The sequence below is a fragment of the Paenibacillus sp. FSL H8-0261 genome, assembly GCF_045040645.1.
Taxonomy (GTDB): Bacteria; Bacillota; Bacilli; order Paenibacillales; family Paenibacillaceae; genus Paenibacillus_AQ.
In genome coordinates this window covers 3,229,575-3,241,073 of record NZ_CP150297.1, presented here as the reverse complement: position 1 = coordinate 3,241,073, position 11,499 = coordinate 3,229,575, and the positions used below count along the sequence as shown (strand labels likewise).

11 protein-coding genes are annotated in these 11,499 nt (G+C 40.0%); 2 read left to right on the top strand and 9 right to left on the bottom strand.

Going from position 1 to position 11,499, the window contains the following annotated elements:
- Positions 1-119 precede the first annotated feature (119 nt).
- The 5 genes from MHI27_RS14505 to MHI27_RS14485 form a co-directional block, all read right to left on the bottom strand.
- On the bottom strand, positions 120-437 hold the full coding sequence (locus tag MHI27_RS14505) for an iron-sulfur cluster biosynthesis family protein (protein WP_339271137.1): 318 nt from the start codon (positions 435-437) through the stop codon (positions 120-122).
- A gap of 122 nt (positions 438-559) precedes the next feature.
- Positions 560-1,018, bottom strand: coding sequence for a DMT family transporter (locus MHI27_RS14500; RefSeq protein ID WP_042187996.1), 459 nt, complete (start codon positions 1,016-1,018; stop codon positions 560-562).
- A 38-nt stretch (positions 1,019-1,056) separates the two neighbouring features.
- Complete coding sequence (locus MHI27_RS14495; RefSeq protein WP_076285787.1) at positions 1,057-1,482, bottom strand: DMT family transporter; 426 nt, start codon at positions 1,480-1,482, stop codon at positions 1,057-1,059.
- 190 nt (positions 1,483-1,672) lie between these two features.
- Positions 1,673-2,074, bottom strand: coding sequence for an NUDIX domain-containing protein (locus tag MHI27_RS14490; RefSeq protein ID WP_405176573.1), 402 nt, complete (start codon positions 2,072-2,074; stop codon positions 1,673-1,675).
- 57 nt (positions 2,075-2,131) lie between these two features.
- Positions 2,132-3,355, bottom strand: coding sequence for an MFS transporter (locus MHI27_RS14485; RefSeq protein ID WP_405176572.1), 1,224 nt, complete (start codon positions 3,353-3,355; stop codon positions 2,132-2,134).
- A gap of 133 nt (positions 3,356-3,488) precedes the next feature.
- Between MHI27_RS14485 and MHI27_RS14480 the strand changes: the two genes are divergently transcribed.
- The gene (locus tag MHI27_RS14480) at positions 3,489-4,385 is read left to right on the top strand and encodes a LysR family transcriptional regulator (protein WP_405176571.1); all 897 of its coding nucleotides are present in this window, start codon (positions 3,489-3,491) and stop codon (positions 4,383-4,385) included.
- Positions 4,386-4,429: 44 nt separating this feature from the next.
- Here MHI27_RS14480 and MHI27_RS14475 read toward each other — a convergent pair whose 3' ends face one another.
- Together MHI27_RS14475 and MHI27_RS14470 are read right to left on the bottom strand one after the other, a co-directional pair.
- A complete protein-coding gene (locus MHI27_RS14475) occupies positions 4,430-6,172 on the bottom strand; it encodes an ABC transporter ATP-binding protein (RefSeq protein ID WP_405176570.1) in 1,743 nt (580 codons plus the stop codon).
- A gap of 14 nt (positions 6,173-6,186) precedes the next feature.
- Positions 6,187-7,548, bottom strand: coding sequence for an ATP-binding cassette domain-containing protein (locus MHI27_RS14470; protein WP_405176569.1), 1,362 nt, complete (start codon positions 7,546-7,548; stop codon positions 6,187-6,189).
- Between the two features lie 517 nt (positions 7,549-8,065).
- Here MHI27_RS14470 and MHI27_RS14465 point away from each other — a divergent pair.
- Positions 8,066-8,866, top strand: coding sequence for a polysaccharide deacetylase family protein (locus tag MHI27_RS14465; protein ID WP_405176568.1), 801 nt, complete (start codon positions 8,066-8,068; stop codon positions 8,864-8,866).
- Between the two features lie 69 nt (positions 8,867-8,935).
- Here MHI27_RS14465 and MHI27_RS14460 read toward each other — a convergent pair whose 3' ends face one another.
- Entirely contained in the window at positions 8,936-10,078 is a 1,143-nt protein-coding gene (locus MHI27_RS14460; protein WP_379421677.1) for a copper amine oxidase N-terminal domain-containing protein, read from the bottom strand.
- Positions 10,079-10,225: 147 nt separating this feature from the next.
- Positions 10,226-11,386: an alanyl-tRNA editing protein gene (locus MHI27_RS14455; RefSeq protein ID WP_405176567.1), complete on the bottom strand. Its 1,161-nt coding sequence runs from the start codon at positions 11,384-11,386 to the stop codon at positions 10,226-10,228.
- Positions 11,387-11,499: the final 113 nt, after the last annotated feature.

Genomic DNA, 11,499 nt, shown 5'->3' with positions numbered 1-11,499 from the left:
GTGACTATATCACGTCGTGACATAGTCTACAATATTAATGCTCGAAAAAAATAAAAAAAGTGTGTAGAATCGCTTCATCAGCCATTCTACACACTCTACATTTAACTGCTCCAACCTGCCTAACGAATATCTTTTACACGAATATTACTTCCTAACAGACTCGAATCACTACTTAATCGGAATGACGGGTAATTCTCATCTGCTTCAAGTCGCATCTGTTCATCAAATAAAGACTCCTGTTGCCGGTCAACAAAAAAAGTAAAAGGCTCTTTCTGAACTTCAATATCTGTAGCATGAGGTTCACTAATGACCTGAATTACGATCACGCCATTACAACCACAGCCCTCTGTATCGAAGAATAATTTAAAATATCCTGGTCGTTCACCAAGGCTTTTTTCTAACTTTTCAATAGTGTGGGAGTTCAATTGTATGAACATAGGATGATCTACTCCTTATTTATAATTGAGCTATTACTTTCCCAAAGTATAATTTGCTTTTCTTCCATCCTCGTGTGACTGCCATCACTTCTATTTTGACAGACATGCGACTGAGGGGAAGGCTAAACCGCCTTCTGCGTCTCCCGTTCACCACCTAGCTTAAACACGAGAATACCTCCAACAATAACAATCACTCCGACCAACTGCTTCCAAGTAAAAGGAACCTTTTCAAGCCCTAACCAGCCTAGTGAATCCCAGAGCAGTGCAAACCCAAGCTGAGAGATTAATACGATCGAAATCGCATACGTAGGGCCCAACCGCTTAGTTCCTTGCACAAGGCATATTACTACCCCAACCCCGATCAAACCACTGATCCAATACCAAGGCTCCATATTTCTCAAAGTAAATATACGGTTTCCTTCAACGATAAGACTCATGATAAATGAAGCTAGGAATCCCATCCCTAACACTAAAGTTGTCGTGGCCCAAGATCCAACCTTTTCATTAACTTTCGTATTAAATATATTTTGCAGACTCACTAGTGATCCCGCGATAAGCGCTAATATCAAACCAATAATCATAACTTAACTCCTCCATTTATCGACTTTACGCAAGGCCATTAGAATTTCAGTATCACTACGCCAACGATCATCAACCCGATGCCGATGAACTGCGGCAGTCTCATTTTTCTCTTTTCCATTCCAAACCAGCCTTTAATATCAATTAAGAACGTCAGACATAGCTGAGCAATCAACAATGAGGATATCGTAAACGTAACACCAATTTGCTGAATGGCCGTTACTTCACTGAAAATAATAACAGCCGCAAAAGCGCCACCGATCAAATATAAGGGTTTTACTTGCTTAAAGCCTCCCCTTTTCCCATCTCTAACGAACAAAAGAATGAGAAAGGACATGATGAACCCTGTTAATTGTGTAATTGTAGCCGCCTGCCAAGTCCCGATATCTTGACTAATTCGAGCATTTGACACGCCCTGTAGCGTAATACAAGCCCCCGCTAAAAATGCAAATATAATTCCTCTCATTTCTCTCTCTCCTCAACTTCGATCTCTTCCATATTAAATAGCATATCGGGGGTTTAAAAAAGGACATCTGTCCTTAATGAGAAGAAACGTTGCTAACGCCCAACAATGACCTTTGGCTCATAGAAATAAAAAGACCGTCTCAAGCCAACTTGCTGGCTTAAAACGGACTTCAAATGCTGTATATGATTGATTATGAGAGCAAATTCTTCTCATACAATTGATCAAAAATAATTTGGGAAACAACCGACACGCGATCCCGATCCTTATAGCTTAACCAAGATAATTCCTCGATTTCGGACGCTGGCGTTAATGTCCCTTCATAATCCGCAATATAACAGGTCATTTTGACTGTAACACCCTCTGCTTTCCCATGAGCTTCTGCCTCAAACGTTCCAAAATAAGAGACAGTCTCTTTCTTGATCTGAACAGAAATCTCTTCCTCGATTTCGCGCACGAGTGTCTCTTCGTCTGTTTCTCCGGGTTCTCTTTTTCCTCCAGGTAAATAATACATATCTTTCCCTTTGGAACGCGCACATAAGACTTGTCCATTCTCGATATGAATCCAGGCGATTTTATCAATGATTGTAGTCATATTGTTCTCCCCATGCCTTTTTTTCAACAATTATATCATACAGCTGAACGTATACATTTATGCAACGTCAGCTTTAGATTTTTGAACGCGAAGCTTAGATTGAGGAAGGTGATGAAGCAAATAGTATACAGCAACTGAGATAAGCGTCACCAACCCTGCAACTTCGTACATCATACGGTAATCTGTATAAGAAGCAACTACACCCATAATATAAGAACCCGCTCCATACCCCAAATCAAATAACAAGAAAAAGGTTCCATTGGCGCTTCCTCTACGTTCTTTATCGGCTAATTTAAGTGCAAGCGTCTGAAAGCATGGCATAAGTGCGCCATACCCAACCCCCATGATGATGCCTGAGAACATCAGCATGAATCCGGATTTAGCTTGACTTAAGCTAAGCAGACCTACAGCGAAGATCAGAACTCCGGGATAAATGAGAATATGTTCATTATATTTATCGAATACTTTACCGATTAGCGGTCGAAACAGCACAATCATAATCGCAAAGGCCACAAAAAAATAACCAGTAAGCTGTGATTGGTTAATTTCTTTTGTAAAAGAAGCGATAAAACCAGATAAAGAACTATAGGAGAACGCAAGCGTAAATCCAACAAGCGAGATGGGCAGTGCTTTGGGTTCAATGACGTCACTCCAGCGAAGACCCTTTCGGATCTTCACAGGTTCCTTAACGGCTTCTTTAACCGTATCCTTCTCTTCTTTGGGCATACGAACGCCTAATGTGAATAACAGCGAAAGCGCAGCAATCACACATACACCTAACAGCAATACATGAATGTTCTCATCTTTCCATAGAAAAAGACCCAAAGCTGGTCCAATGACCATCGCAATGCTCATAAACATACTGAAATAACCGATACCTTCTCCTTGGCGTGAGAAAGGGATTAACGTGGAAGCTATTGTACTTGTCGCTGTCGAGGCAACCGCATAACTCATACCGTGAATGAAACGAATCACCAGAAACAATACAATTCCATTAGCTCCGAAGTACCCTATACAGGCGAGTAGAAATAAGACTAGCCCAATAACCGCCATTTTCTTTTTACCGAATTTATCAACCCATTGTCCTGAAAAAGGACGGATCAATACACCTCCGAGGACATAGATGGTAATGGCTAACCCCATTTGCTGCTGATTCCCGTGCAAGCTTTCCTTCACGTATAACGGGAATGCAGTCGCCAGAATGTAAAAGGTCAGAAACATAAAAAAACTACTCAAACAAACAACAATAAAATTCCGGGTCCATATCTTCTCTCTAATCACAGTAGACTCTCTCCATCCTACCTATATCTTTTTATATGTTACAATAGTATAGGACCGAAAATTAATTAAGTAAAATACATATTATATGATGGATATATCACATTAGAGTTATGAATAAAGAGAGGTCAATGTTATGGAATTCCTTCAGCTTCAATATTTCCGTGTAGTTGCTCGTCTTGAGCACATGACTAATGCCGCCAAAGAATTAAAAGTATCTCAACCCTCACTTAGCAATTCCATCCAACGTTTAGAGAAAACCTTAGGTGTTCCCTTATTCGAACGCCAAGGCAGAAATTTAAAATTGAACGAATTCGGAAAAACATATCTTCGTCGTGTGGAGCAAGCATTTCTGGAACTGGATGAAGGTCAGCATGAGCTCACGGATATGGCTGGACTTGAACATGGAGTAATATCTATAGCAGTAACACTACCGTATGTATTGCCCACTTTACTAAAAGAGTTTCTTACCCTTCACCCGCACGTTCGGATCATTCAGCGTCAGCTTGGCTCAGCATTAGAAATGAGAAACGATCTGGAGAGTGCGGTGATTGATTTTTGCATATCTTCGACACCTGTCACCGGACCAGACATCGAATGGTTTACCTTAGCAGAAGAGGAATTATGTTTAAGTGTGCCGAAGAATCATCGTTTTGCCAATCGAGAGAGTATTTCTTTGATTGAGGCTGCTGGTGAGAATTTCATTTCTTTGTCTTCTAGATCTAATTTCCGTGAAATTACAGATGCATTTTGCCGTCAAGCTGGATTTGAACCGCTAATTGCTTTCGAGCTCGAAGAAGTAAGTGCCGTTCAAACCTTAGTTGAGATGGGGCTGGGTATCACCTTTACTCTCCCTTTAGCCTTAAGTAGGAGAAGTAAAAACACAGAAATCGTTCAATTGAAAATAACCGATCCGCTTTGTCAGCGCACTTTTGGCATCGCTTGGAGCAGAAAACACTTTTTATCACAAGCGGCTATACAATTTCAGAAATTTGTTGTGGATTTTTTTAGTAAACCTCATGAGTATAGTTAAGGAGAATATGCCATCTTATATCTACCGTAATCACATCTAATAAGCTACTTATACCAAGAGGATTGTAAAGCGTACATGTTTGCATAAATGCCATTGTGATGTACTAAGTCTTGATGATCTCCTACTTCAGCAATTTCTCCATGATACATAACATAGATCGTATCAACATTCTTCGCCCAACCCAAGCGATGTGAAATAAAAATAGCTGCTTTATCTTGGCAGATTTCTAATAATTTCGTATAGATCTCCATCTCGGCATTTGGGTCAATTGCAGAAGTAGGTTCATCGAATACTATAAGCTCAGCATCATTGTATAACGCGCGCGCAATCGCCAGCTTTTGCCATTGTCCCCCTGATAGCTGCCTGCTTCCTTCTACTATTTGCCCCAAATTCACATCTAATCCGCCTAATTCATGGAGCAAATCTATCAGCTCACATTGTTCTAGAACCCTTAGTATTTTAGCATCATCCGAAGGTGTATTCGCATCGCCCAATAGGATATTTTCTCTTAGTGTCAGTTCAAACTTCACAGCATTCTGAAATACAACGGACACCTTACCGTGAGGTTCTAAATGATCCTTCCAGCAAATCGTTCCGGAGCTTGGTCTATATTGACCTAATAACATTTTAATCAACGTAGATTTCCCTGCTCCATTTTCCCCGACGATCGCTATTTTCTCACCCGGCTTTATGGTCATATTGATGTTAGATAAGACATTCTTGTTCGATTTGGCGTATTTAAAATAGACATTTGAAACGGTAATTGGGAGCATAGAATCAGTCGAATTATTTATGTTATTTTTGCCAAAATCACTGTTCTTATATGTAAGTACTTCATTTAAGTCATATAATTTGCTACTGCTGATGTAAAGCTTGCTTAATGGCCAGGTCAAACTCATAATTTTACCACCACTCGATAACAGCGCCAGAAATAACACAGAAATTGTTCCAATTGTAACTGTATTAGACTCCCCCATTTTGTTTAACAGGTACACTAGAACTACAAAGATAGCACTCGTCTGGACCATAGCCACGACCATCCCTGTTTTGATCTCGAATTTTCTGGCGCTAAATCTTTTATTATGCTGCTTCTTCATAAGCATTGCCCAGAGATTTGTAAAATAAGAGATGGAATTATAAATTCGCATTTCTCGAATCGCATTAGGGTCTTCCAAAGTGTTAGCAAGATAGTCTCCCATTCTTCCATCGAAGGTGAGTTCTCTTCCTGTTCTTCTCACTTTAATTTCCGTAAATAATCGAATGGATAAGGTAGTCACGATCATTAGTGTTACCACGAATGTGACCAAGAAATAACCACTTGTCGCCGACAACCAGATGATGCTTATTAGTCCTGAGATAATCCCTACACTCGATACCAAAAAACCTGTAATCCCCTCAAGATCTTCTCCAACTACGGTTTTAGCTCTTTGCAGCTTGTTTCCAAACTCTTCATCATCAAAATCCTTAAAATCAACCCGGTTTGCAATATCTATCAGTTCGGATTGAAAAACGAGGGTTAGTTCCGCATTCATTCGATTCTTCATCATGTTGGTTATGCTTAATGAACAAGCCTGTACGCCATGAATCACAACAAACCATAGAATAGGGAGCAGCGTCATAACACCGCGAGCCACACCGTTAATGATATTCACTTGGACAACGTAAGAATAAAAACTTAATAATCCACTGATTATAGGGACTATGATAGTGATTGTTGAGATCATCGGACTTTTTCTAACCATTCTCACGAGTATCAGTACAAGATTAGTGATGTCAGGCCTCAGCATGGATTTCTCCTTTCTTATACATATAAAGAGGACTGGCGATTAAACATCTTTTTGTATTTACCATCCACCCTCATTAATTCTTCATGCGTTCCACTTTCCACGATTTCTCCATGCTCAAACAGAAAAATTCTATCGACGAATTTGGACATATACAGCCGGTGAGTCACAATAATGGAGGTCCGCTGCTCTCCTAATTTCATAAAGGTATCAAACGCCTGTTGTTCCACATAAGGATCCAGGGCAGCAGTCGGCTCATCAAAAATCATAAGAGCGCCGTCATTGAGATAGGCTCGAGCAATCGCTAGTCTTTGCCATTGTCCCCCAGACAAATCTATCCCTCCAAACTGAGGACCTACTAAAGTATCCAATCGAACACCATAATTATCGGCTTCTGCTTTTTTCATCGCGGCTAATAATCTTGACTCGTCATGAATAGTAGCCATATTACCTAATGCAATGTTTTCTCTAATTGGTCTTTGTAACTTAATGAAATCCTGAAAAACAACTCTGGTATCCTGTGTCACGTTATGCGCTAAGACTTCATTCTCACCTTTAAACCACTGGATGTTTCCAGCTGTTGCAGGATACAACCCTAAGATCAACTTAACAAGCGTAGATTTACCCGAGCCATTCTCACCTACAAAAGCAATTCGATCACCTGGATGAATAGTCATGTTTATATTACTCAGGGTGTTCTTAGCGTTGGTCGGATATCTAAAAAACAGCTGATGAACTTGGACCTTCATCGGATCGGTGTTCCTATTGGAATTCACCTCCTGATCTCTAAGCACTTGCTCTTCCAAATCTAAATAAGAAGTATAATCCTCGTAACGCAAACGACTCTTCGCCAAGTCAGCGTAAACTCTTGTTAATGCAGGAATAACAATGAATAATTGACTGGATATCTGAAGTAATAACACAAAAAGCCCAGCGCTCTGTCCGCTACTTCCAATCGTGATCGCCAAAATGGCAATCGTTGTCCCATTTAATAAGATCATGATTAGACTTTGGGAGAAGTTGAGGGTTTCAGAATAAATAACCTTACGGTGCATTTGTTTGAAGTTATTCGTAAAGCTCTCTTTCATTGAGGAAAACAAATAGGAGGACATTCTGTACATTCTTACTTCCGGAATGGAATTTCTGTTAATCAACAAATCGACTAAATAGTTGATCATTCGCACAGAGGAGGTTTGATTCGCTGAAATGGACTCTACTTTCTGTGACATTCGCTTCATAAAATAAAGCTGTAGAATCTGCACCCCTAAAATAATCAAAGCCAGAATATAGAAGTCATAAACAGATAAGACAACCATTAACACAACTAATGTTATTAGGTGAACTGTCACACCTGTCCATTGGTCTAACAGATCAATCAAGGAAAGTCGTTTTGCTTTTTCTCTTTTAGTTTTTTGTAGCGGGGTCCTCCAAAAGTGCCGTAGATAATTTAGAAGTCTTTTCCAAAATGCTATGTTCCAGTTCATATATACTGGTGGATGTTAAATTGGTGATAGAAATGGCTCGAAGAGAACTATTAAGGCCCGCGAGATATAACATTACCATAAGCAAACTTACTAATAACAAGATATGTTGGTAGGTGTTAGGATTGAAGTTCTGAATGAGGTCAACCACATATTTCGTTGTGAATAATTCTGCAAAAAGGATTGGGGCACTCAGTAAGTTAGTGATAAAATATAAAAGTGAGTTTCTTCTGTCTTTCACATATAATAGTTTTACAACATAGAGAAAGTCAGGCAGGCAGCATCTCTCCTTATAAGTGTATTCCATTCTGTAAACACTTTCATTGTTTAGACGTGGAAACCGATTATAACGTTTAATGTTTATAATTGGAAGAGGTAATTTTCGAAATGACCAAACGAACAGGAGTGTACATTCATGAAACTTCAATTTAACTTATTCCCGGGCGGATTGCCCAAGGCGCTCACCATGAGCTATGATGACGGACAGAAACACGATATTCGCTTGGCGGAGATTTTTGATCAATATGGGATTAAAGGTACTTTCCATTTAAATAGCGCAATGATAAACGCACCCGGATTCTTATCATCCGCTGATGTTAAACATTCGCTCAGAAACCATGAGGTATCTGCCCATTCCGTTACCCATCCACATCTAGAGCGTCTACCTTTACCTATGGTAATCGATGAGCTGTTCGAAGACCGTAAGCGACTGGAGAAACTAGTGGATTATCCGGTACGAGGCATGTCCTATCCATACGGTACATACTCTCAGGAAATCATTGCTCCTCTACAGTCTGTTGGGATTGAATATAGCCGAACTGTCCATTCTACCAAACAGTTTGATATGCCTTTGAATTTCATGGAGTGGCATCCAACATGTCATCACATAGAAGATCTGCATCACGTATGGGAGCGATTTACAACGGAAGGGCCATCCCAAAAACTGAGACTCTGTTATGTTTGGGGTCATAGTTATGAATTTGCACAGCAGAACAATTGGGAGCTTATCGAATCCTTTTGCCAACAAGCAGGTGGACATTCGGATATTTGGTACGCTACCAATATAGAGATTTATGATTATGTTGATGCGCTATATTCACTGAAGATGAGTGCTGACAAAACGGTCATCCGTAACAACTCAGCTATTGATGTTTGGGTATCCGTAAATGATCAACCTGTTCATATTAAAGGTGGAAGTACGATGATGATGAAATAATCCAAAATGCAAAAAAGAGCGATTTTAAGCATCGCTCTCTTTTTGCTTATTACATAAAAGTGATTGAAATTATTTGGATTGAAGTGTAAATGTCACTGTTTTTGCTTTTTCCTCAAGGATTGGAGTATAGGTGAATGTCATTACATTCCCTTTGCGACTCTTCAACACTAACATTCTGGTCAATACATATGGATCTCTGCCATCATTTACTCTATCCCATTCCTTACGATCCTCACTAGTAATTAGTTTTTCATAGAGATTGATGATTTTACCGGTGTTGCTATAAACTAAATATAAGTGTGTCGTATCTAATAAACGAACGAGCACAACGTCTTCCGCAGCATACTCCACTATGAAATCTCCGGTTGCTCCTGTTAACTTTTCCATCTCAAATAACTTGCCCAAACCGCCATCCTTAGTAATATATTGAACGTTCTTCCCATCGGTCATATACACCTGAGTGGAAGGCACTTGTGGTGCATGGATATAAGCCGAGTTATTGTAATGATAGTCCATTTGCTTGAGAATAGTGCCCGCTTTGACCAATACTTGATAACTGCTATTAAAATCGGTGAACATGGCATAATGATTGTCCGTTAACTGGAGTAAGTCCGTACCATTGCCCATTTTTTCAATCTCAAAAGCGTAGTTGTACGCAGATTCCTTAAAAGGTAGTCGACCAATAATTACTGGTTTCCCAGTTTCCGTTGCACGGTAATACAAATCGCCGTTTTTTTGAGATATCCAATAGGATCTTCCATCTACAGAAGCAGAAACCAATCTAGCTTCATCTATAATTTGGATAACCCCATCCGTTTTATTAAGCCCCGCTTTACCTCCAAGTACACTGACCGCTGAGACCAATGGAACGTACACCGAGCCTTTTATAATACGTGGGGATTTTGTTAAAGTCACCACGGCCTCATTTACTTTTGACTTTACAGTACCAGCCGTGAAGTTAACCTCACGCTCAGGACGAACCAGTTTGGCCGTTTTGGATGGTTGATCCCAAGATAATGTATACCCCATAGCGTCTGCGAGTGATTTCAGGGGTACAAAAGTTATATTCTCCGTGATCACCTGTTTACTGCTGATTCCGATTTCTTTATAGTTGAATTGAATTTGGTTTTCTGCTTGGGCTGATACCGATCCATACCCCGTACTTAAAATCAAAACAGTCAAGATTCCTAGCGTTACCTTCCATTTGTTCATTTCTTTTCGTCTCCCTTGACTCTATAGTCATATGTAATTAGACGACAGAATTTGGAAAAAGTTTCTTGTTTCGCTTTAAGCATTACAAAAAGACCTGATCCACGGTAGATTACCGCAGTCAGGTCTTCTGTCTTTTACAAAGTAATCTTAACTTCTAGCAAACTCATAAAACGCCAAAGCGTCCTCCCATGTTGGGAATCCAGCTTGCGCTAATTTATCACTGCCTCCGCCTTTTCCATTGTAGGTACTAAGATGCTCTTTGAAAAAAGCTCCACAGGAGACCTCCGCGCTGCCATTCTGTGCAAATACAACCTTATTCTCAGCAGAACTAGCCAATAAAACCGGAACATCGCATTTCGCGGTAAGCTTGTTAGCTAAACTTTGTAAATCTTTCAGCGATTTATCCTCGAACACTTTTGAGATCGGCTTTCCTTCTTGCTGTGCTAAAAGCTCCTGTACGACATAATCATCATTCTTCTCTTTAAGTAGGGTAATTTCAGCTTGCAGCTGCTTTTGTTCATTCTCCCATTTTTCAATGCGATTGATAATTTCATCTTTTCCCGTATTGAATTTGGAAGATAGAGCTCCAACAATTTGCAGACTGCTATTAAACTCCTCCAAAGCACGGTATCCACATTTAAAATAGATCCGCGTATTGCCTTTTTGTTTCTCCGCTTTCAGAAGCTTAATTATACCAATCTCACCTGTTGAAGATACATGCGTACCACCGCAAGCGTTATATTCAACATCTTTAATTTCTACAATCCGGATATTTTCCGTCACTTTAGGTTGTTTGACCAATTTAAGCTGTGAAGCCTCTTCCCCCGTTACAAAATAGCTCAGGATACTATGGTTCTGGTAAATCTGCCGATTAACCTCCCACTCTATGGAATGAAGTTGTTTAGGCGACAGTTCTGGCGCTTCTATATCAATGGTGCAATAATCCTCACCCAAATGAAAGCTTAGAGTCATAAACTGGTACAAATCGAGACAGATGGCTGAGAGCAAGTGTTGTCCACTATGCTGCTGCATATGATCAAATCTTCTCTTCCAATCGATTTGACAAGTGACGGATAAATCATCAGGCAGACGTTCCAGCTTATGCAGGACAAGATCTTCCTCACTGATTACATCAAGTACCGGGATATCCCCAATAGTCCCTAAATCACAAGGTTGCCCACCGCCATGCGGATAAAAAGCGGTCTCCTCCAAAATAACATAGAGTCCATCTTCACGTTCTATATTTTCAGTAATACAGGTCTTCCAATCAGTAAGGTATGTAGAATTGTAGTATAGTTTGTTGGTCATATATGTATCCCTCTCTTTTATACGTTTTCGGCACATTAAGCTTATAGTATCATATCGGATTTCTAAGACAAACTGCACAATGAAAAACGCCTTGCGGCGCTTTTGGAAGGAAT